Raw genomic sequence first — 19,691 nt, forward strand, 5'->3', positions numbered from 1 at the left:
CTTGACGGCACACAATTGCCTTGTCAAACAGCGCCGATGCGTGCCCCACAGAAAGACCCGCAAACGATTGAAGAGGCCGCCGCGATCCTGCGGTCGGGCAGGTTGTGCGCTTTTGCCACGGAGACAGTCTACGGGCTGGGCGCGGACGCCACCAATTCGGACGCGGTGCTCGCGATTTACGAGACCAAGGGCCGTCCGCGCTTCAATCCCTTGATCTGCCACTGCCCCGATATGGCGATGGCGCGGAAGATTGCGGTCTTCAACCCGGTTGCCCAAGCGCTGGCCGACCGCTTCTGGCCCGGCCCGATGACGCTGGTGCTGCCGCTCGCGACAGATGCGGGGCTTTCGGACCTCGTGACCGCCGGGCTTGAGACCGTCGCGCTGCGTATTCCCGGGCACGAAGCCGCGCGAAACCTCGTCGCCGCGGTAGGGCGCCCGGTGGCAGCACCCTCGGCCAACCCCTCGGGCAGGCTTTCGCCCACGACCGCCGAAGCGGTGCGGGCGGGGTTCGGCGGCCGCGTGCCGGTGCTCGACGGCGGCCCGTGCGAGGCGGGGCTTGAATCGACGATCCTCGCGGTCGAGGGCGAGGCCGTCACCCAGCTGCGCGCCGGCGCGCTGGCGCGCGAGACGGTGGAGGCGGCGTTGGGGATCGCCGTGCCGACCGCTGGGCACGACGCGGCGATTGCCGCGCCGGGAATGCTCCTGAGCCATTATGCGCCCAACGCCGGGGTGCGGCTCAACGCGGAAAGCCCCGCGCCGGGGGAGGCCTATCTCGGCTTTGGCGGGTTTGCGGGCGACGGCGCACGCGCAGCGCTCAACCTCTCGCCTGCGGGCGATCTGCACGAGGCCGCGCGCAACCTCTTTTCGTTCCTCGCCCGGCTCGACGCTTCAGGTGCGGGAAAAATCGCCGTAGCGCCCATCCCGGTGACGGGCCTGGGCGAAGCGATCAACGATCGGCTGGAGCGCGCCGCAGCGCCGCGGCGATAGACCTGCCACTGCCGCCTTGTTTCGCACGCAATCGGCTGATAGTGTACAGCCACACGTTCGATGCTCTTAGCTACCTGATTTCCCGGCTATGCCGGTCACTTGGATACCTGATCTGCAAGACGTTGAGATCCTCGCATTGAGGATCGGCTTGCTTGCATAAGCGGCAAGAAAACCCTGCCACTGAAAGGATCCATCATGGTTTCCGGCAAAGTCAAATTCTTCAACACCACCAAAGGCTTCGGCTTCATCCAGCCCGACCAGGGCGGCCAGGATGCATTCGTGCACATCTCGGCTGTCGAGCGCTCGGGTCTTTCGACGCTGGTCGAAGGCCAGGCGGTGACCTACGAACTGGAAAAGGGCCGCGACGGCCGCACCTCGGCGGTGAACATCCAGGAAGCCTAAGGCTTGCGAAGGCCGCCTCCGGGCGGCCTTTTTCATTTTTAAGGCGTTTGAACCGATGACCAAAGTCAGTCCGCAGCGCAAGACGCTCGAGATGGAAGCTCGCCAGCGCGAGGCGCTCCGCCAGGAGGAACTGGTTTTGGAAGCGACCCGTGCCAAAACCGCCCGCCTGCGCGCCCTGCGACTCGAAAAAGAAGCCCAGGACCAAATAGACCGCGCAGCCGCCGGCCCCGTCCGCCGCGCGCGTAAAAAGCCCGCTCGCGGGTAAACTCCCCCTAAGCAGACACACCTATTTGTCCGGCGGCCCTTGGGTCCCGGTGTCAAACAGCGTGGACGGTATGCGGCGAGACGATGCCTCATACTGATAATTTAGATGCGAGGCCCGCCTCGCCGCATACATCCGGGATTTTAGGCTTGGCGTCCGCTCGGGCTGGGGCCAATCCCCGCCAGGTTTCCCCGGTGACCACAGGATCGCTGTGGCTGGCCTCGGTGACGTTCGGACCTCCGCTGGGACGACTCCCATCGGACCCGGACCGGTCCCGCCCAAACGTTCGTTGCGCTCGCGCCCATAAAAGCGGGTCCGTAACGCGCATCATAGGCGAGGTTTGAGAGGCGGGGATAAGTTTGCTCTGGCAGCCTTCAGTTGCGCTGGAAACCTCCTCCCATGCGCTTCGTCAGCTCCGCTGGCCCTCTGGGGGCGGCAGGAGGGCTTTGGTGGTGTTTTCGGGGCGTGAACAGGAAGCTCCCGGTGTTTTCCGTTCGGCGCGAAATAGGGATTGACCGTCGTGCCGACAATCTGCAATGGCTTTGTCGACAAATAAAATACAGATGCCGTGGCGTGGCGCGGGTAGTCGGCCCCGACCCTCTGCGAGCGCGAGAAGGAGCTGCCCATGTGGGCCGTCATGATACCTGCCGTCACCGGGGCACATTCAAAAACGACGGCAGTTGGATGCGACCGACTCGGCAGAACATATTCGCCTGTGGGGCGGGCGTTTCGAAGAACACTTAGTTTTCAGGAAGATACGCAATGACATCCCGTGACATCGTGGTGATCGGCGCCGGCGTGGTCGGGCTTTCGGTCGCATTGGCGCTGCAGGCGCGCGGGCGCGACGTCACCGTCATCGACCGCACCGGACCGGGGGCAGGGGCTTCGGCTGGCAATGCGGGGGCGTTTGCGTTTTCCGACATCATTCCGTTGGCGACGCCGGGCATCATGCGCAAGGCACCCAAATGGCTCATTGATCCGCTGGGTCCGCTGAGCGTGCCTCCACAATATGCGCTAAAGATCACCCCGTGGCTTTTGCGGTTCTGGCGGGCGAGTTGGCCCGACCGCTACGCCGCGGCGGTAACGGCGCAAAGCGCACTGATGCAGCTGTCGCGGGACGCCCTTGCGCGGCAGATTACAGCGTACGGGCTCGAGGGGATGATCCGGCGCGAAGGCCAGTTGCAGCTTTATGAAGGCGCGCGGGAGTTCGAAGCGAGCATGCCGGGGTGGCAATTGCGAAAAGAGGCGGGAATCGCCTTCGAACACCTTGAGGGGCCTGAGACGATTGCGCGGGTGCAGCCGGGGATCGCGGCGCGGTTTACCCATGCAGGATATACGCCGGACTGGATGAACGTCACCGATCCGCTCGTCTGGACGCGGACGCTGGCCGATAGGTTCGTCGCGGGCGGCGGGGCGGTGGAGACCGCGAGCGTGCGGGGGATAGCGGCGGATGGCGGCGCGGCGCGGATCGAAACGGATGCGGGTGAGATTGCCTCCGGGCACGTCGTGGTGAGTGCAGGGGCCTGGTCGCGGCAATTGGCGCGGCAACTCGGGCACGACGTGCCGCTCGAAACCGAGCGGGGATATAATACGACGCTGCCCGAAGGGGCGTTTCCGCTTAAAACGCATCTGACGTTTGGCGGGCACGGCTTTGTCGTCACGCGCATCGGCAAGGGCGTGCGCGTGGGCGGGGCGGTGGAGCTCGGTGGACTCGATCTGCCACCCAATTACAAACGCGCCGAGGCGATGCTCACAAAGGCCGCGGGCTTCCTGCCGGACCTCAAAACCGGTGGGGGAACGCAGTGGATGGGCTTCCGGCCCTCGATGCCCGACAGTCTGCCGGTGATTTCTTCCGCGCCTGGGGTGGACGGTGTGACCTACGCCTTCGGGCACGGGCATCTTGGCTTGACGCAATCGGCGGGGACAGGCGAGCTTGTTGCGCAGATGGTGTGCGGCGAAACGCCGAATATCGATATGGCGCCCTTCCGGGCGGATAGGTTTTAAAAATGATCCATACGTTTCAGTGCATTGACGGGCACACATGCGGCAATCCAGTGCGGCTTGTGTCCGGTGGCGGGCCGCGGCTCGAGGGCGCGACCATGCTCGAAAAGCGGGCGCATTTCCTCGCCGAATTCGACTGGATCCGCACCGCGCTGATGTTCGAGCCGCGCGGACACGACATGATGTCGGGTTCGATCCTCTATCCGCCGACGCGGGAGGATTGCGATATTGCGATCCTCTTTATCGAAACCTCGGGCTGCCTGCCCATGTGCGGGCACGGCACCATCGGCACTGTGACGATGGCGCTCGAAAACGGGCTGGTGACGCCGCGCGAGCCGGGGGTCTTGCGGCTCGATACACCGGCGGGGCTGGTAGTGGCCGAATATCGGCAGGAAGGCCGGTTTATCGAAGAGGTGCGGCTGACCAACGTACCCTCTTTCCTTTATGCCACCGATCTGAGCGCCGAAGTGCCGGGGCTGGGGGAGGTCCGTGTGGATGTGGCATTCGGAGGCAACTTCTACGCCATTGTCGACCCGCAGGAAGCTTTCCGCGATATGGCGGATTACCGGGCGGTGGACTTGATCGGCTGGTCGCCGCAGCTGCGCGCGGCGCTCAACGAGAAATACGACTTCGTACACCCCGAAAAGCCGCAGATTTCGGGGCTGAGTCACATCCTCTGGACCGGCGTGCCGACCGAGCCGGGGGCGACGGCGCGCAATGCGGTGTTTTATGGCGACAAGGCGATCGACCGCTCGCCGTGTGGAACGGGGACATCCGCGCGCATGGCGCAGTGGGCGGCCAAGGGCAAGCTCGCTGTTGGCGACGAGTTCATCCACGAATCCATCATCGGCTCGCTGTTCAAAGGGCGGGTCGAGCGCACAGCCAAGGTGGGGGATCGCGACGCTATCATTCCCTCGGTCGGCGGATGGGCGCGGATGACAGGATACAATACGATCTTCGTCGACCCGCGCGATCCCTATGCGCACGGGTTTGTGGTGCGTTGAGGGGCGCTCACCCGCTCAGATCGTACCGCTTGAGCTTTTCGTAGAACTGGCTGCGTGAGACGCCGAGCAGACGGGCGGCGACGGACTTCTGGCCGTTGGCCCGCTTGAGGGCGTCGATCATCGCCTCGCGTTCGGCACGGGCGCGGGCATCGGCGAGCTCCGGACCATCCTTGAACGCCGTGCGTGTCACGGGGCGCGGCATGGCGCGGGCGATGATCTCGGCGTTCAGGGATTCGGTCGGCGCGATGGCAGCGGCGCGTTCGAGCGTGTTGCGCAGTTCGCGGACATTGCCGGGCCAGTCATGCTGGCGGAGGAGGGCGACGGCGTCGGGCTCAAGGCTCCAGCCGGCCATGTCTTCGGCGCGGGGGATGGTTTCAAGGAGACGCTCGCAGATGGGGCCGACATCCTCGAGGCGGTCGCGCAAGGGTGGGACGTTCACCGTGAGGACAGCGATACGGTAGTAGAGGTCGGCGCGGAATTTGCGTTCTGCCATCAACTGATCGAGATCCTGGGAGGTGGCGGCGATGATGCGGACATCGATCTTTTTGACCGCGTTCGAGCCCAGGGCCTCGATCTCGCCCTCCTGCAGGACGCGCAGGAACTTGGCCTGGATCGAAAGCGGCATGTCGCCGATTTCATCGAGAAAAAGCGTGCCGCCATGCGCGAGTTCGAACTTGCCCTTGCGCTGCTTTTTCTCCGCGCCCGTAAAAGCGCCCGGGGCGACGCCGAAAAATTCGGATTCGAGCAGCGATTCGGGGATCGCAGCCATGTTGACGGCGACGAACGGCCCCTCGGCGCGGTCGGAAGCCTGATGCAGGGCGTGGGCGAGGAGCTCCTTGCCCGTGCCGGTTTCCCCCAGCAGCAGCGCCGGGCCGTCGCGCAGGGCAAAGCGGCGAATCTGGGCCTTGAGGTCCTGGACGAGCTCGCTCGTGCCAACGAAATTGGAGAGGGAGTATTTGGTTTCGCGCTCGCGGGTCAGCGCCGCCTGCGCGCGAGAAAGCTGGCGCTGCAGGCTCTCAACCTTTTTGAGGATCGGCGCGAGGTAGTCGACATTGTCGTAGAAGACGAACCCGATGGCGCCCTGAACAACGCCGCCCTCGTCCTTCAATGGAATGCGGCAGACGACGAACTGGCGGTCGTCGAACTGCATGATGTCGAGAAGGCTCGGGCGCCCGGTGCGGACGACACGGCGCAGTTGCGAATGCGGGAGTACGTCTTCGACCGGACGGCCCACAGGGTCGTAGTCATCTGCGAGCTTTAAAAGCCGCCGGTAGCGGCCGTCCAGCCAGACGATGCGCGCATCCGCGTCCACCATGATCGCGCCTTCGAAATACTCCCGGAGCATGTCGAACGCCCCCATGGCGGCGGCGACAAGGGCAGGCGGTGTGTTGCCGGACGGGCCGGTAGAACTGGTCATGCTCGGTTCTCCTCGTCCCGAGGCTACTCCCCCGATGCCCGACCCGCAACTGCGTGCGTTCTCATAAGCATCCGCTCGTGATCCACGTGGCGGTCGGGGTGTCCGGGTGGGCGGACAGACGTGTCCGGCGCGCCGGACACGTCATCCCCGCAGGATCGAGGGGGAGCCGCGTTCTCTATGAGCCGCCATGGCCGCAAGTCCTTGTCTGAGGGCCGTTCTCGCGGGGGCAGGCCAGACTTGGCACGGTCCTTGATAGGTATGTCGGCAACAACGCGGATCGAAGAACGGTCTGGAACACACAAAAGGGATGGAGGCCCGGTGTCCGAGGACGTCGAACATCGTGTTGTGCTGGTCACCGGCGCAACGAGCGGAATAGGACTGGCGATCGCCAAGCGGTTCGCGGCGGCGGGGTATACGGTGGCGGTCAACGGCATCGAGACCGATGCCGATGCGGCTCCTGCGCTTGCGGAAATTGCTGCCCAAGGCGGAAAGGCCGAGTATTTCGGCGCCGACCTCGCCGATGATGCCCAGGCCGAAGCGCTCGCGTGCAGGGTGATCGAGCGCCTGGGGCGCATCGATGTGCTCGTCAACAATGCCGGCATCCAGAAGGTTGCCGCCATCGAAGACTTCCCTTCAACTGACTGGCACCGCATCATCGCCATCAGCCTCGACAGCGCCTACCATACGATCCGCGCGGCACTGCCGGGGATGAAGCGCAACGGCTGGGGACGGATCATCAATATCGCCTCCGCGCACGGGCTGCGGGCATCCGCGTATAAATCCGCCTATGTGGCGACCAAGCACGCCGTGGTCGGTCTCACAAAGACCGTCGCGCTCGAAGTCGCAGAGGCCGGGATTACCGCAAATGCCATATGCCCAGGCTATGTGTGGACACCGCTGGTCGCCGCGCAGGTGGCCGATCAGGCGCGCGTGCACAAGATGAGTGAGGAGGACGTGGTGCGGAATGTGATGCTCGCACCCCAGCCGACGAAGGCCTTTGTCCGGCCAGAGGAAATCGCTGAAATGGCGTATTACCTCACCGGCGATTTGGCGCGCTCGATCACGGGGGCAGCGATTTCGATCGATGGAGGCTGGACGGCAAAATGACCGATACCGATCTCATCCTTTCGGCCAAGGGCATGACCAAGCAGTTCGCCGGGTTCATGGCGGTCAATAATGTCGATCTCAATGTGAGGCGCGGCACGATCCACGCGCTCATCGGGCCCAACGGGGCAGGCAAGACGACGTGCTTTAACCTCCTGACGAAATTCCTCCAGCCGACCGCCGGTTCGATCACTTTCAACGGGCGCGATATCACGACGCTCGCGGCGTCCGAGATCGCGCGGCTTGGGATGGTGCGCTCGTTTCAGATTTCCGCCGTGTTCCCCAAGCTCACAGTGCTCGAAAACGTCCGCGTCGCGCTGCAGCGGCGCCGGGGGCACAATTTCGACTTCTGGCGTGCGCAGACGGTGCTGGGGCAATTCAACGCCGAAGCGATGCGCCGGGTGGAAGAGGTCGGGCTGGCCGATTTCGCGCACCATACCGCCGACGAACTCTCCTACGGCCGCAAGCGGGCGCTCGAGATCGCGACGACGCTGGCGCTCGAACCCGAGATGCTCCTGCTCGACGAACCTATGGCCGGGATGGCGCAGGCGGACGTCGAGCGCATCTCCGAACTCATCAAGCGGATCTCGGCAAACCGGACGATCCTGATGGTTGAGCACAATCTTTCCGTGGTCGCGGATCTTTCGAACACGATCACGGTGCTCGCGCGCGGGCAGGTGCTGGCCGAGGGCGATTACGCCACCATATCGAACGACGAGCGGGTCATCGAAGCGTATATCGGGGTGGGGCATGACTAGCGCGCAGCCAATCGCGGGGACCGCTCCGCTGCTCTCGGTTTCGGACCTGGAGGCCTGGTACGGGGAAAGCCACGTGTTGCACGGCATGGCGTTCGACGTGGCGCCAGGCGAAGTGGTGACACTTCTGGGCCGCAACGGGGCGGGCAAGACCACGACACTCAAGGCGATCATGGGGATCATCCAGAAGCGGACCGGATCCGTACGGTTCGAGGGCCGGGAATTGATCGGCGCTCCGTCGCGGGCGATCGCCAAGGCGGGGATTGCACTGTGTCCGGAGGAACGGGCGATCTTTTCCTCGCTCTCGGTGGAAGAGAATCTGATGCTGCCGCCCAGGGTGAAGCCCGGCGGCATGCCGGTCGAAGCCATCTTCGAGATGTTTCCAAACCTCAAGGAACGGCTCGCGAGCCAGGGGACCAAACTCTCCGGCGGCGAGCAGCAGATGCTGGCGATCGGGCGCATCCTGCGCACCGGCGCGAAGATGCTGCTCCTCGACGAACCGACCGAAGGACTGGCGCCGGTTATCGTCCAGCAGATCGGCCGGACGATCGCGCGGCTCAAGCAGGAAGGCTTCACCATCGTTCTGGTCGAACAGAACTTCCATTTCGCCGCTTCTGTGGCGGATCGGCATTACGTCGTCGAACAGGGCAAGGTGATCGACATGATCCCCAACGCCGAGCTCAACGACAATATCGAGAAACTGCACGCCTACCTGGGCGTGTGAGTGCAATGGAAGGTGCCAGGCACCTTCGTCACGTTGATCAAGGGAGGATAGAGACGTGAACATCGCAACCCCAATTCTGGCAGCCGCCATGGGACTGGCCATGGCCGGATCGGCCTATGCCATCGACGTCAAGATCGGCGTTCTGAACGACCGCTCGGGCACCTATGCCGACCTTTCTGGCGAAGGCTCGGTGATTGCCGCACAAATGGCGGTGGAGGATTTCGGCGCCGCCGACAGAGGCATCAACGTCGAGATCATCTCGGCGGACCACCAGAACAAGCCCGACGTCGCCTCGACGATCGCCCGGCAATGGTATGATGAAGAAGGTGTCGATGCGATCTTCGACGTGCCAACTTCATCTGCGGCGCTCGCGGTCAACGAGATCACGCGCGAAAAGAACAAGATCTTCATCGATTCCGGCGCAGCGTCCTCGGATCTGACGGGAGCGCAATGCTCGCCCAACACCGTGCATTGGACCTATGACACCTGGGCGCTGGCCAACGGCACAGGTGCCGCGATGGTCGAAACCGGGGCGGACAAGTGGTTCTTTCTGACCGCCGACTACGCATTCGGTCATGCGCTGGAGGCCGACACGTCGGCCGTCGTTGAGGAGACCGGCGGCGAAGTGCTGGGCTCGGTCCGCCATCCCTTCCCTGGACAGGATTTCTCCTCCTACCTTCTGCAGGCGCAGTCTTCTGGCGCCGAAGTGATCGGGCTGGCCAATGCAGGCGGCGACACGGTCAATGCCATCAAGCAGGCCGCCGAGTTCGGCATCACGCAGTCCGGCCAGTCGCTTGCCGCGCTCCTGATGTTCATCACCGACGTGCACGCGCTCGGGCTCGACGCGGCACAGGGGCTGGTGCTCACCGAAAGCTTCTACTGGGATCTCAACGAAGGCACCCGGCAGTGGTCTGAACGTTTCGCCGAGCGCAATGGCGGCGACATGCCGACTATGGTGCATGCGGGCGTCTACGCAGGCGTACTGCACTATTTGAAGGCAATCGAGGAAACCGGCACGATCGACGCCGGCCCGGTGATGGAGGCCATGAAGGCCATGCCGACCTCCGATCCGCTCTTTGGTGAAGGCGAGATCCGCGCCGATGGCCGCAAGGTGCACGACATGTACCTGTTCCGCGTGAAGTCGCCCGACGCCTCCGAGGGCGCGTGGGACTACTATGACCTTGTTTATACCATTCCGGCCGAGAACGCCTTCCGTCCGATCGAGGAGGGCGGTTGCGAACTGGTGGAATAATCGGGTCTGCCAACTGAAGGATGCGCCGGAGACCGGCGCATCCCATACACATCGTTTATTGTCGCGCGTTCGAACCGAAAGAGTGGGACTACTTTTTCCGAACACGCTCCAAATCACGCGTTGTCTGAAAGCACACGCCTATGTTCGAAATCTTTGGCATCCCGGCCGCTGCCCTTTTCGGCCAATTGCTGCTCGGGCTCATCAACGGCTCGTTCTACGCCTTGCTCAGCCTTGGGCTGGCCGTCATCTTCGGGCTTTTGAACATCATCAACTTCACGCACGGCGCCCAGTACATGATGGGCGCGTTCGTCGCCTGGATGCTCCTGACCTATCTGGGTGTCGACTACTGGTGGGCGCTCATCCTCGTTCCGGTGATCGTGGGGGCAACCGGCATCGTCGTCGAGCGGCTGATGATCTCGCGGCTCTACCATCTCGACCACCTCTACGGGCTGTTGCTGACCTTCGGACTGGCGCTCATCATCCAGGGGCTGTTCCGCAATCAGTACGGTGTTTCCGGGCTGCCGTATTCGATCCCCGATGCATTGCAGGGCGGCACCAATCTGGGGTTCATGTTCCTGCCCAACTACCGGGCGTGGGTCGTCGTCGCCTCGGTCGTCGTATGCTTCGGCACATGGTTTCTGATCGAAAAGACGCGCCTGGGGGCATATCTGCGGGCCGCGACGGAAAACCCGAAGATGGTCGGTGCCTTCGGCATCAACGTGCCGCGTCTGATCACGCTCACCTACGGGTTCGGCGTCGGCCTTGCCGCGCTCGCGGGCGTGCTTGCGGCACCGATCTATTCGGTCAATCCCAACATGGGTGCGGATCTCATCATCGTGGTGTTCGCCGTGGTGGTGATCGGCGGGATGGGGTCGATCATGGGGGCGATCCTGACCGGATTTGGGCTCGGTATCGTCGAGGGACTGACGCGCGTCTTCTATGCTGAAGCCTCGGCAGTCGTCATTTTCGTCATCATGGCGCTGGTGCTGCTCATCAAGCCCGCCGGCCTGTTCGGGAGGGTCGCGTGATGACCGATCAAACGCTTATGGATACCGTCGAGACACCCTCCGCCGGACGCCCGACACCGCTCGGCATCCCGCGCCTGCACCTTGCGATATGCGCAGCGCTTGTCGCGTTCTTCATCATCGGTCCATTCTTTCTTTACCCGGTCTTCCTGATGAAGGTGATGTGCTTTGTGCTGTTTGCCTGCGCCTTCAATCTGCTGCTGGGCTATGGCGGACTTCTCAGCTTCGGCCATGCAGCGTTCTTCGGCTCGGCGAGCTATGTCTCCGCCCATGCAGCAAAGGCATGGGGATTAACGCCCGAACTCAGTATTCTGCTTGGAACCGGCTCGGCAGCGCTTTTGGGGCTGGTCATCGGCGCACTGGCGATCCGCCGGCAGGGCATATATTTCGCCATGGTCACACTGGCCTTTGCGCAGATGGTTTATTTCGTCTCGCTCCAGGCGCCATTTACCGGCGGGGAGGACGGCATTCAGGCGGTGCCGCGCAACATGCTGTTCGGGCTGATCGACATCTCCAGCGACAATGCGCTTTATGCCTTCGTCTTCGTGATCGTCTTCGCCTGTCTCTTCCTCATCTACCGCATCATCCATTCGCCGTTCGGGCAGGTTCTGAAGGCGATCCGGGAGAACGAGGCGCGGTCGGTTTCGCTTGGCTACCGCGTCAATCGCTACAAGCTTGCGGTCTTCGTGATGTCGACGACGCTCGCGGGAACGGCTGGAGCCACCAAGGCGCTCGTGTTCCAACTCGCCTCGCTGACGGACGTGCACTGGGCGATGTCAGGCGAGGTGGTGCTGATGGCGCTCCTGGGCGGTATGCATACGGTATTCGGGCCGATTGTCGGCGCGGCGATCATCGTGACGATGCAGAACTACTTTGCCACCTTCGGCGCGTGGGTCACGGTGCTGCAGGGAACGATCTTTGTGGTCGCGGTTCTGCTGTTCCGCGAAGGCATCGTGGGCGTATTGGGGAAGTGGCTCAAGAAGCCGTTGTGATAATGGGAGGCGCGGCCAGGCCGGCCGCGCTCACTCCCGCACTTTGTAGGGCTTCTGATCTCGCCAGAACCGCATAAGACTTTCAAGGTCCGGATCGCCGCCCTCGGGGAGGACGACGCGCAGATTGACATAGAGGTCGCCCTTCTCGAACAGCCCCTTCCCCTTGAGGCGCAGCGCCTTCGCGGTATCGACGCCGGGCGGAAGGTTGAGCTCTACGGTGCCCGACAGCGTAGGGACGCGGACCTTGGCGCCCAGAACGGCTTCGTAAAGCGTGATCGGCACATCAACGCGCAGGTCATTACCTTCGCGGCGGAACTGCCTATGGCGCGCGAAACGCACCGTCACCAACGCATCGCCGGTCTTGCCGCCGAGGGGAGAAGGTTTGCCCTGACCGCGCAGGCGGATCTGCTGGCCCTCTTCGAGTGGCTTGGGAAGTTTGACCGACACCGTCTTGCCCGTCGGCAGCGTCACGGGCACCGAGGCGCCCTTGTGCGCGTCTTCGAGCGTCACTGCGAGATCGACGGTGATATCCTCGCCCTTGATCGAGCGGCCCGAGGAGGATGTGGACGCGGTGAACGGGTCCCAACTGGCGCCGCCCGCTGCGCCGGAGAAGGGGTTGGCACCGGCAGAGCGCCGGTTGCCGCCGAACCCGCTCATGAATTCCTTGAGGATATCTTCGGCCGAAAAGCCGCCCGCGCCGGCGCCGCCACCGGGGCGGCCGCCACGCATACCGGCACCGTCAAAGCCGCCGAAACCGGCGAACTTCGGATTGCCGTCGGCGTCGATCTCGCCGCGGTCGTACTGGCCACGTTTGGTCGCGTCCGAGAGGAAGTCGTACGCAGCCGTCACCTCGGCAAACCTGGCGTGTGCCGCTTTGTCGTCAGGGTTCTGGTCGGGATGCAGAGCCTTGGCAAGCTTGCGATAAGCCGACTTGATGTCCTTATCGCTCGCATTCCGCGGCACCCCGAGTACTGTATAAGGGTCGCGCATGCTCTTTCTTTTGTCCGCAACAGCGTGCCCGGCTCGATATCGAGTCGGGCAGAGCCTTCAACTTCTATACCTTTCGCGGCAGTTGCAACGCCGCATCTTCGCGTCCTATATGGCCACCGTCCTGCACAATGTCCAGAAGTGGTACGGATATGACCGCGAAAACGGCGTCTTTGACCGAAATCCTGTTCGACGACGGCTACAAAGGCGACGTCGATCCCTTCGAGGTGTTCACCGAATGGCTGGAGGCGGCCCGCGAAAGCGAGATCAACGATCCCAACGCCATGACATTGGCGACGGTTGACGAAACCGACATGCCCGATGCGCGCACCGTGTTGCTGAACGGACGGGACACGCGGGGGTTCGTGTTCTATACGAATTTCGGCAGTGCCAAGGGGCGCGAACTGCGGACCCACCCCAAGGCCGCGCTTCTGTTCCATTGGAAATCCCAGCGCCGGCAGATCCGCATACGTGGTCCGGTCGAGACGGTGAGCGACGCCGAGGCCGACGCCTATTTCGCCACGCGGCCGATACAGTCGCGTATCGGAGCGCATGCCTCGGACCAGTCGCGGCCACTCGAAAGCCGTCAGGTGCTTTTCGACAAGGTCGAGGCGCTGAAGACCGAGTTCGGCGAGGACGTGCCGCGTCCGGACTACTGGTCGGGCTTTCGCGTCAAACCCCTCGAGATAGAGTTCTGGAAGGACGGTGCCTTCCGGTTGCACGACCGGGTGGTATTCAGGCGCGAGGGGCTTGACGCGCCTTGGACGCGCAGCCGGCTCTATCCCTGAGGCCGATTGGGGCAGGGGGGCACCGGGCCGGTCATGCGCGTTTTCGTCCGTACATCCAAACTTGCCATCTGGGCGCGGAGGCTGGGGACCTTCGGCGTACCGTTGCTGGTGCTGGCGATCCTGTTGCACGTCCTGGGGCACATCAGCACCGATGTGTTCGAAGTCTGCCTCGCGATTGCGACGGTGGCGGGCGGTCTTGCCGTGTTACTGGCGCTCGCGGGCTACGTAAGGCTCTGGTTCACGGGCGACAAAGGTTGGGGCCTTGCGAGCGCGGGGCTGTTGACCGGTGCACTCTGCATTCTGCCCGTGGGTGCGGCGCTGGCCCTGATGGCCGTCTATCCGTCGACCGCAGACATTTCGACCGACCCGCGCGATCCGCCCGAGCTGACATTCCCCCGTGCCGGGGAGCCGCAGGCTATCGATCCCGACCTGGCGCTCGAAGCGTTTCCGCGCGTTCTATCGCGCTCCTACCGGATCGATCCGGTGATCCTCTATGGCATCGTCCGGCGCATTGCCGAGGACAAGGGATGGCAGGTGATGGGCAGTCAGGGGCCGCAAACCGCCGGGGATGACGGCAGGCTCAACGCCATCCGCAAATCGCTCCTGGGCTGGTCCAACGAGGTTGCGGTACGGATCGAGCCCGCGCCGCTTGGCGCGCAACTTGACATACGCGGCGCGTCGGTCCGCGACGTGCAGCACGACCTGGGATCGAACGGCCTGGCCCTTGAAAGCTTTCTTGTGGCGCTGGATCAGGCTGTCGCGGACCATCTTCGCAACAACGTTCAGTTGAGCGACGCTTTCGAGGCCGACATCCCTGCGGACGCTACGCCGATAGCCACGCCCTGACGCCGAAGATGCCGCGCTTGAGGCTGATTGCGTCCTTATCGGCGAGGTATTCGAGATGCGCAAGCACAGTCTGCTGCGCCGCGAGCGCGAGCCGGCCGCGAAGCTGCGGATAGATCGCTGCCGTGATCTGGCGCAGCGATTGTGGGCCTGTGCCGAGCGCGTCGACAATTTGGCTGTTGCGCATCATCCGGTGTGCTTTGAGTGCCTTGGCGAAGCCGCGTCCGTCGGCGATTTCACCCCCGTGAGCAGGAACGAAGCGCGTCTGATGCAGGGCGATGACCTTGTCGAGTGACGCGAAATAATCCGAAAGTCTGCCATCGGGCGAGGCGATCAACGTGGAGTTCCATCCCATGACATGGTCGCCCGAAAGGAGCAGCCGGGTGCCTTCGACCGCGAAAGCGAAGTGATTGGCGCAGTGGCCCGGGGTCGCGACCGCGGTGAGGGTCAACCCGTCGAGTTCGAGCGGCTGGCCATCCCAAAGCGTCGTGTCGGGCTTGAGTCGGAAGCCGATGCCCTTTCGGCGCATCAGCGATTCGCTAAGGGTGGGCTTTCGGGAATACCGGTGGGGCCCGCCCGAAAGCAGCGGCGCGCCGGTGGCCGACTGGAGCCTGGGTACCAGCGCGCAATGGTCGGGATGCGTATGGGTAAGGAGGATACCGGCGACGCGGCGCCCGCCGATGGCCGACAAAAGGGCCTGAAGATGGCTCGGGCTGTCCGGGCCCGGGTCGAGGATCATGACCTCCTCGCGGCCAAGGACGAAGCTGTTCGTCCCGGTGAACGTATAGGGCCCGGCGTTCGGCGCGGTCACGCGTACGATGCCGTCGGCCACGGCGACCGGAGTGCCTCTCTGTGGATCGAAATCGGTACTGTACTGCTGGGTCGGCATAGCCATTGCACGGGGGGATGAGTGTGGCTAGAAGTTGGACATTCTCTTCGGCTAACGCAAAGGAATTCGTGATGGCCATGACTTTTGCCACGTCCAATACGCTTTTGGGCGCGCTCCAGCCCAAATCCCGCACGGCGCAGGCGATCACTGCGATCGCGGTTGCGTTCCTCGGCTCGATTCTTCTGACCATCGCTGCCAAGGTTTCGGTTCCGGTCTGGCCGGTTCCCGTTTCGCTTCAGTCGATGGCCGTCGCCGTCATCGCTGCCGCCTTCGGCCTGCGCATCGGCGCCGCGACCGTGACCCTGTACCTTGCTCAGGGCCTCGCCGGCCTGCCTGTCTTTGCGGGCGCCTATGCGGGCCCCGCCTATGTGATGGGTCCCACGGGCGGGTTTCTGGTCGGCTTCCTCGTCATGGCCGTCATCATCGGCTACCTCGCCGACCGCGGCGCGGCTCGCAATGTGGTTTCCGCTTTCGCCGCCATGATGCTCGGGGCCGCGGCGCTCTTCGCCTTCGGGTTCACCTGGCTCTTGGCGCTGTCGGGGCAGGCTGGCTGGATCGATCAGTCCAACGTGCTGATGTCCGCCTATAAGGGCGCCGTCGAGCCCTTCATCCTTTGGGACACGCTCAAGATGGCGTTTGCGGCCCTCACGGTCGTGGGCGGCTGGGCGCTGGTCAAGCGCAACGAACGCTGACCCGCGAGGAACGGAACGCCAAAGGGCCGGTCGAAGGACCGGCCCTTTTTCTGACGGCGGATGGTGCCGGATCAGTCGTAGTAGGAATAGACACCGACCTCGCAAACATTGACCCCCGCGCGAATGGCTTCCGAGCCATCCGCGAAGATAGCGCGGAAATCGTAGCGGCAGTAGCCCGACCCATCGTCGATGTTGATCACGACCGAATGCCCTGCCGGCAAGACGGAATCGCCCAGAATGTCTTCCTCCCAAGTCGGGCGGTCGACGTTCGAAGCGTAGAAATATGTCATCGTTACCGATGAGAAGTTTTCGATTCTGACGCGTCGGTCATAATTCTGCGCGTAGGCCTGCGTGGCGGCCAACACGGCCACCAGAACAAACCAGAGTCCAAGACATCTGGATTTCATGACTGTCGTCCCCTTGAAATTCCTCCTCCTCGGGAGGACGATCTAATCTACCACGGGACAGCGCAGTCGGACGACTCAATAGATCACGAGGCAAGGCCGTCGCGCCCGTCGTCCGGTTCGAACAACGCAGCGGTCACGTTCCGGGAAACCAACCCTAGCCGATCGTGCCCCAACGCAGTGGATCGGCTCTGGACATCGCGATCCAGTTGATTTCGGTCTGGTTCCACTGCCGGATCGTGCCGTCCATATTGTCGAGGACGAGATCGCCTTGCCCGGTGCGGACGACGAGGACCGCGTGGGCCTGTCCGCGATAGGTGCCGACCCCGATCCGGAGGGCGCTGGCCGGCACGCCGGCCTGGATCAGCATGGCCCGCTTGGCGAGTACATAGTCCTCGCAATCCCCGCTCGACACGCCGAGCGCCCACACATCATCAGAGTCCGCCCGTGGACGGATTGCTCGATTGACCGAAGCGTTCACGTGCTGAAGTTCGGCCCACAGCGCATCTGTCAAAGCGATTTCCGACTGGCCGCCGCCCTGGCAGTGGCCGGGATTGGCAAGGCAGAAAAGCTGGAACCCCAGTGGGGGCGTGTAGTCCGCGACAGTGGTGAGATGCGACCTGTCGGCGGGGTTCGTATCGGCATGAGCCATACTGATCTGCGCCGTGGCTAGGCAAGCCACGGCCAGGCAAAGACTGGCAAAACGACTCATTCTGGCAACTCCTGGGTCGGGAGAATGCCAACATGATGAATGTGCCCAGTCTATGGCCCCTTAGGCCGATACTCACATTTTTAGTAAATTTGCACAGTTTCGGCCGGCGCCGGGAGAACGGCGCCGGCCGGTGTTGGCAAGGCAGGTTGCCAGAATTTCCCGCGTCCCCTCAGGAAGTCGCCTTGCCAGCGTTCTGCTAGTGGAAGTGGTTCCGCAGGTCGTCGATGATATCCGCCAGTTCACCCTCCGGATCGTCGCCGAAACCAGAGAAGTGGCCATCGGGGCCCTTCCAATGGTCGCCGTGCGGATGATCCCAATGGTCGTCGTCGAGCCAGGGGGCGCCACCATTGCCGCCACCACCATTGCCGCCACCACCATTGCCGCCGCCGCCATTGCCGCCGCCGCCGTTACCACCGCCGCCGTTGCCGCCGCCGCCGTTGCCGCCGCCGCCGTTGCCGCCGCCGCCGTTACCACCGCCGCCGTTGCCGCCGCCGCCATTGCCGCCGCCGCCATTGCCGTCGTCGAACAGCCAATCGGCAAGATCACCCGGTGAGCCATCGCCAGCATCGAAGCGCGAGCCGCCGATAGGGATGGCGGCAGTCTGAATTCCGTCCTCGCACAGTGCCTGCGCGATACCGGTGATCTGTTCGCTTTGAGCCGGTGACGACACGTCATTCGCCAGTGCCAAAATCACCCCGGCAATTTCCGGGCAAGTGATATTGACATCGGACCGTCCCTCGACAGCCCGCCCTTGCTCGGCGAGCGCGCTTACGAGGGAGACGATATCGCGGTCCTGGGTCGCCAGGCCGTCGCGCTGGCCCACGTACATCGAAGTGAGATCGTCACAGGCCTGCAGCCCGAGCGACGCGCAGCCGCTCGTAACGTCCCGGCTGCTGAGTTGCAGCCCTTGGGTGAAGGCTGGGTACGAGATCGAAGAAACGAGCAGTACTGTCGATAGTGTCAGGAAACTTGAACGCCACATGGAACCCTCCCATAACTCGGCATAGGCGGGGGAAGATACTACAACTTGCTTATGTATGCCATGGAACGTGGTTAATGTTTGGTTAAACCGGGAACAGTATAAGTATTGTTGGAGCAAATATTAGTTGTATGATAAATGTGCCGTAGATTCGCATTTGGGGCGGTCGTCCGTCGCCTTCGAGGCTGCGCGGCTGACCCGTTGCAGACTTTCCATGGATTTGGAAAACAGCTGGCGACCGTGAAAGGGATATGCGGATCGACTTGTCCCGAGCGAGAGGTCCCGACTCATGGTTCGGGGTCAAATTAATTAAGAAAAATTGATTTAATATCGATCGGATACTTGCGTCCTGGCGCCCAAAGCGCGCCAAAAAGCCGCCGCCAAGCGTTCACAATATCGCGATTGAAGGTTTTGGGCCGGCCGAAGAACCGATATGCGGGCGAGCCGGACACCTGCCGCGCTCGTAGCATGCGCGGGCGGCGCGCGCCACCTAAATGGTCCGTTATAAACAAGAACCCCTGGTCTCGCGGTGGCGAGGCCAGGGGTGGAATTGGTCGGAGTAGCAAGATTCGAACTTGCGACCCCCTCGTCCCGAACGAGGTGCGCTACCAGGCTGCGCTATACTCCGAGATGCCGGACCAGCTTCGTGGCCGGTCGTCATGTTGGCCCGCCTTATATAGTGCGTTCCTTGACGGTTCAAGCCTGTTTCGCGGTGTTGCGTACGCCACCCGAACGGTGTAACAAGCACCGCGTCTTGGGGCGTCGCCAAGTGGTAAGGCATCGGTTTTTGGTATCGACATTCGCAGGTTCGAATCCTGCCGCCCCAGCCAGTTTTCTCCAGTTACCGCGCCGTGTGAGATGATCACAGAGCGCGCGCTTCGGCAACTGACTGCGCTCCAAGCAGGCCGATGCCATAGGCAAACAGCGCGGCAACCGAGCCGACAAGAAGCATTTCGGCACCTGCCTGGAAAAAAGGGCGCGTGGTAAAAAACGACCGCGCCGCGCCAATAAGAAACAGCGTTATCATAGCCAGAATCGTCGCCAGCCAGAAACGGTTATCGCCGAGCCCGGGGACGAGATAGGCCGCCAACGGAATGCAGCCTGCGAGAACGAATCCCATCGTCGTGATGCCACCTTTGCGGCCTGCCTTTCCGAACCGCGGCGGATTGGGCTTGGAGCGCTCGGATAAAAGTGCGCTCGCGCCCATGGAAAACCCGTCGGCAACGAGGTTGGCGAGCCCAAGTATCACAATGATCTGGTTGGGAAGCTGCGCGCCGGAAACGCCGGCAACCACGGCGAGCGTGGTGATGACGCCGTCATTGGCGCCATAAACAATTTCGGGAAGATGCGCGCCCAGGAGGGTACGCAGCTTGCCTTGTTCCGACGGCGGGCCGGGCGGAGGGTGCAAGGCCATGGTGTTGCTCGGTTCGGGTGGTGTGCGACGTCAGTGTGACGTTCCCTCTCCCCGGTGT

Annotated in this window: 21 protein-coding genes and 2 tRNA genes; 15 read left to right on the forward strand and 8 right to left on the reverse strand. The window is 63.2% G+C overall.

All coding sequences use genetic code 11. From position 1 onward, the window contains the following. Window positions 1-36 precede the first annotated feature (36 nt). The 5 genes from LSG43_RS05440 to LSG43_RS05460 all read left to right on the forward strand — a co-directional run bounded on the left by LSG43_RS05440 (window position 37) and on the right by LSG43_RS05460 (window position 4,656). Window positions 37-987 (forward strand): L-threonylcarbamoyladenylate synthase, encoded by a 951-nt coding sequence (locus LSG43_RS05440; RefSeq protein ID WP_231801852.1) that lies wholly within the window; start codon window positions 37-39, stop codon window positions 985-987. A gap of 195 nt (window positions 988-1,182) precedes the next feature. Next, window positions 1,183-1,389, forward strand: coding sequence for a cold-shock protein (locus LSG43_RS05445; RefSeq protein WP_231801853.1), 207 nt, complete (start codon window positions 1,183-1,185; stop codon window positions 1,387-1,389). A gap of 55 nt (window positions 1,390-1,444) precedes the next feature. Further along, on the forward strand, window positions 1,445-1,654 hold the full coding sequence (locus LSG43_RS05450) for a hypothetical protein (RefSeq protein ID WP_231801854.1): 210 nt from the start codon (window positions 1,445-1,447) through the stop codon (window positions 1,652-1,654). Between the two features lie 759 nt (window positions 1,655-2,413). Further along, complete coding sequence (locus tag LSG43_RS05455) at window positions 2,414-3,655, forward strand: NAD(P)/FAD-dependent oxidoreductase (RefSeq protein ID WP_231801855.1); 1,242 nt, start codon at window positions 2,414-2,416, stop codon at window positions 3,653-3,655. 2 nt (window positions 3,656-3,657) lie between these two features. Next, the gene (locus LSG43_RS05460) at window positions 3,658-4,656 is read left to right on the forward strand and encodes a 4-hydroxyproline epimerase (RefSeq protein ID WP_231801856.1); all 999 of its coding nucleotides are present in this window, start codon (window positions 3,658-3,660) and stop codon (window positions 4,654-4,656) included. 7 nt (window positions 4,657-4,663) lie between these two features. Here LSG43_RS05460 and LSG43_RS05465 read toward each other — a convergent pair whose 3' ends face one another. Continuing rightward, the gene (locus LSG43_RS05465) at window positions 4,664-6,073 is read right to left on the reverse strand and encodes a sigma-54 interaction domain-containing protein (protein ID WP_231801857.1); all 1,410 of its coding nucleotides are present in this window, start codon (window positions 6,071-6,073) and stop codon (window positions 4,664-4,666) included. Window positions 6,074-6,391: 318 nt separating this feature from the next. On the opposite strand from LSG43_RS05465, the gene LSG43_RS05470 reads away from it, so the two are divergent. The 6 genes from LSG43_RS05470 to LSG43_RS05495 all read left to right on the forward strand — a co-directional run bounded on the left by LSG43_RS05470 (window position 6,392) and on the right by LSG43_RS05495 (window position 11,925). Then, on the forward strand, window positions 6,392-7,180 hold the full coding sequence (locus tag LSG43_RS05470; protein WP_231801858.1) for a 3-hydroxybutyrate dehydrogenase: 789 nt from the start codon (window positions 6,392-6,394) through the stop codon (window positions 7,178-7,180). After that, window positions 7,177-7,935 (forward strand): ABC transporter ATP-binding protein, encoded by a 759-nt coding sequence (locus tag LSG43_RS05475; RefSeq protein ID WP_231801859.1) that lies wholly within the window; start codon window positions 7,177-7,179, stop codon window positions 7,933-7,935. Before LSG43_RS05470 ends, LSG43_RS05475 begins: the two co-directional genes overlap by 4 nt. Next, window positions 7,928-8,656 carry an ABC transporter ATP-binding protein gene (locus LSG43_RS05480; protein ID WP_231801861.1) on the forward strand — a complete coding sequence of 243 codons (729 nt, stop codon included), beginning with the start codon at window positions 7,928-7,930 and terminating at the stop codon, window positions 8,654-8,656. Before LSG43_RS05475 ends, LSG43_RS05480 begins: the two co-directional genes overlap by 8 nt. An 88-nt stretch (window positions 8,657-8,744) precedes the next feature. Further along, a complete protein-coding gene (locus tag LSG43_RS05485; protein ID WP_231802811.1) occupies window positions 8,745-9,908 on the forward strand; it encodes an ABC transporter substrate-binding protein in 1,164 nt (387 codons plus the stop codon). A gap of 140 nt (window positions 9,909-10,048) precedes the next feature. Beyond that, on the forward strand, window positions 10,049-10,936 hold the full coding sequence (locus tag LSG43_RS05490) for a branched-chain amino acid ABC transporter permease (protein ID WP_231801863.1): 888 nt from the start codon (window positions 10,049-10,051) through the stop codon (window positions 10,934-10,936). Next, window positions 10,936-11,925 (forward strand): branched-chain amino acid ABC transporter permease, encoded by a 990-nt coding sequence (locus LSG43_RS05495; protein WP_231801864.1) that lies wholly within the window; start codon window positions 10,936-10,938, stop codon window positions 11,923-11,925. The genes LSG43_RS05490 and LSG43_RS05495 overlap by 1 nt, the downstream gene beginning before the upstream one ends. A 30-nt stretch (window positions 11,926-11,955) precedes the next feature. Here LSG43_RS05495 and LSG43_RS05500 read toward each other — a convergent pair whose 3' ends face one another. Then, window positions 11,956-12,915, reverse strand: coding sequence for a DnaJ C-terminal domain-containing protein (locus LSG43_RS05500; protein WP_231801865.1), 960 nt, complete (start codon window positions 12,913-12,915; stop codon window positions 11,956-11,958). A gap of 149 nt (window positions 12,916-13,064) precedes the next feature. On the opposite strand from LSG43_RS05500, the gene pdxH reads away from it, so the two are divergent. After that, window positions 13,065-13,700 carry a pyridoxamine 5'-phosphate oxidase gene (gene pdxH / locus LSG43_RS05505; protein WP_231801866.1) on the forward strand — a complete coding sequence of 212 codons (636 nt, stop codon included), beginning with the start codon at window positions 13,065-13,067 and terminating at the stop codon, window positions 13,698-13,700. A gap of 33 nt (window positions 13,701-13,733) precedes the next feature. Continuing rightward, window positions 13,734-14,546, forward strand: a complete 813-nt coding sequence (locus LSG43_RS05510) for a DUF1499 domain-containing protein (protein WP_231801867.1) — start codon at window positions 13,734-13,736, stop codon at window positions 14,544-14,546. Here LSG43_RS05510 and LSG43_RS05515 read toward each other — a convergent pair. Then, window positions 14,524-15,432, reverse strand: coding sequence for an MBL fold metallo-hydrolase (locus tag LSG43_RS05515; RefSeq protein ID WP_231801868.1), 909 nt, complete (start codon window positions 15,430-15,432; stop codon window positions 14,524-14,526). The two genes, LSG43_RS05510 and LSG43_RS05515, sit on opposite strands and share 23 nt — an antisense overlap. A 71-nt stretch (window positions 15,433-15,503) precedes the next feature. Here LSG43_RS05515 and LSG43_RS05520 point away from each other — a divergent pair, with 71 nt between their 5' ends. Further along, entirely contained in the window at window positions 15,504-16,124 is a 621-nt protein-coding gene (locus tag LSG43_RS05520) for a biotin transporter BioY (protein WP_231801869.1), read from the forward strand. 71 nt (window positions 16,125-16,195) lie between these two features. Here LSG43_RS05520 and LSG43_RS05525 read toward each other — a convergent pair whose 3' ends face one another. The 4 genes from LSG43_RS05525 to LSG43_RS05540 all read right to left on the reverse strand — a co-directional run bounded on the left by LSG43_RS05525 (window position 16,196) and on the right by LSG43_RS05540 (window position 18,847). Further along, window positions 16,196-16,531 (reverse strand): hypothetical protein, encoded by a 336-nt coding sequence (locus LSG43_RS05525; RefSeq protein ID WP_231801870.1) that lies wholly within the window; start codon window positions 16,529-16,531, stop codon window positions 16,196-16,198. A gap of 154 nt (window positions 16,532-16,685) precedes the next feature. Then, window positions 16,686-17,240: a transglutaminase-like cysteine peptidase gene (locus LSG43_RS05530; protein WP_231801871.1), complete on the reverse strand. Its 555-nt coding sequence runs from the start codon at window positions 17,238-17,240 to the stop codon at window positions 16,686-16,688. A 196-nt stretch (window positions 17,241-17,436) separates the two neighbouring features. Next, entirely contained in the window at window positions 17,437-18,222 is a 786-nt protein-coding gene (locus tag LSG43_RS05535; protein ID WP_231801872.1) for a hypothetical protein, read from the reverse strand. A 548-nt stretch (window positions 18,223-18,770) separates the two neighbouring features. Beyond that, window positions 18,771-18,847: transfer RNA gene (locus tag LSG43_RS05540), tRNA-Pro, on the reverse strand. 127 nt (window positions 18,848-18,974) lie between these two features. Between LSG43_RS05540 and LSG43_RS05545 the strand changes: the two genes are divergently transcribed. Further along, a tRNA-Gln gene (locus LSG43_RS05545) sits at window positions 18,975-19,049 on the forward strand. Between the two features lie 32 nt (window positions 19,050-19,081). Here LSG43_RS05545 and LSG43_RS05550 read toward each other — a convergent pair. After that, window positions 19,082-19,633, reverse strand: a complete 552-nt coding sequence (locus tag LSG43_RS05550; protein WP_231801873.1) for a VIT1/CCC1 transporter family protein — start codon at window positions 19,631-19,633, stop codon at window positions 19,082-19,084. Window positions 19,634-19,691 lie beyond the last annotated feature (58 nt).

It is taken from the genome of Pelagibacterium xiamenense (assembly GCF_021166475.1).
In the GTDB taxonomy this organism is placed as follows: Bacteria; Pseudomonadota; Alphaproteobacteria; order Rhizobiales; family Devosiaceae; genus Pelagibacterium; species Pelagibacterium xiamenense.

Coding starts and splice junctions, on each gene's coding strand:
- LSG43_RS05475 (WP_231801859.1), top strand. CDS start 7,177: ATGACCGATACCGATCTCATCCTTTCGGCCAAGGGCATGACCAAGCAG.
- LSG43_RS05550 (WP_231801873.1), bottom strand. CDS start 19,633: ATGGCCTTGCACCCTCCGCCCGGCCCGCCGTCGGAACAAGGCAAGCTG.
- LSG43_RS05520 (WP_231801869.1), top strand. CDS start 15,504: ATGGCCATGACTTTTGCCACGTCCAATACGCTTTTGGGCGCGCTCCAG.
- LSG43_RS05450 (WP_231801854.1), top strand. CDS start 1,445: ATGACCAAAGTCAGTCCGCAGCGCAAGACGCTCGAGATGGAAGCTCGC.
- LSG43_RS05510 (WP_231801867.1), top strand. CDS start 13,734: ATGCGCGTTTTCGTCCGTACATCCAAACTTGCCATCTGGGCGCGGAGG.
- LSG43_RS05525 (WP_231801870.1), bottom strand. CDS start 16,531: ATGAAATCCAGATGTCTTGGACTCTGGTTTGTTCTGGTGGCCGTGTTG.
- LSG43_RS05495 (WP_231801864.1), top strand. CDS start 10,936: ATGACCGATCAAACGCTTATGGATACCGTCGAGACACCCTCCGCCGGA.
- LSG43_RS05440 (WP_231801852.1), top strand. CDS start 37: ATGCGTGCCCCACAGAAAGACCCGCAAACGATTGAAGAGGCCGCCGCG.
- LSG43_RS05535 (WP_231801872.1), bottom strand. CDS start 18,222: ATGTGGCGTTCAAGTTTCCTGACACTATCGACAGTACTGCTCGTTTCT.
- LSG43_RS05445 (WP_231801853.1), top strand. CDS start 1,183: ATGGTTTCCGGCAAAGTCAAATTCTTCAACACCACCAAAGGCTTCGGC.
- LSG43_RS05530 (WP_231801871.1), bottom strand. CDS start 17,240: ATGAGTCGTTTTGCCAGTCTTTGCCTGGCCGTGGCTTGCCTAGCCACG.
- LSG43_RS05465 (WP_231801857.1), bottom strand. CDS start 6,073: ATGACCAGTTCTACCGGCCCGTCCGGCAACACACCGCCTGCCCTTGTC.
- LSG43_RS05460 (WP_231801856.1), top strand. CDS start 3,658: ATGATCCATACGTTTCAGTGCATTGACGGGCACACATGCGGCAATCCA.
- LSG43_RS05500 (WP_231801865.1), bottom strand. CDS start 12,915: ATGCGCGACCCTTATACAGTACTCGGGGTGCCGCGGAATGCGAGCGAT.
- pdxH (WP_231801866.1), top strand. CDS start 13,065: ATGACCGCGAAAACGGCGTCTTTGACCGAAATCCTGTTCGACGACGGC.
- LSG43_RS05480 (WP_231801861.1), top strand. CDS start 7,928: ATGACTAGCGCGCAGCCAATCGCGGGGACCGCTCCGCTGCTCTCGGTT.
- LSG43_RS05485 (WP_231802811.1), top strand. CDS start 8,745: ATGGGACTGGCCATGGCCGGATCGGCCTATGCCATCGACGTCAAGATC.
- LSG43_RS05490 (WP_231801863.1), top strand. CDS start 10,049: ATGTTCGAAATCTTTGGCATCCCGGCCGCTGCCCTTTTCGGCCAATTG.
- LSG43_RS05515 (WP_231801868.1), bottom strand. CDS start 15,432: ATGCCGACCCAGCAGTACAGTACCGATTTCGATCCACAGAGAGGCACT.
- LSG43_RS05455 (WP_231801855.1), top strand. CDS start 2,414: ATGACATCCCGTGACATCGTGGTGATCGGCGCCGGCGTGGTCGGGCTT.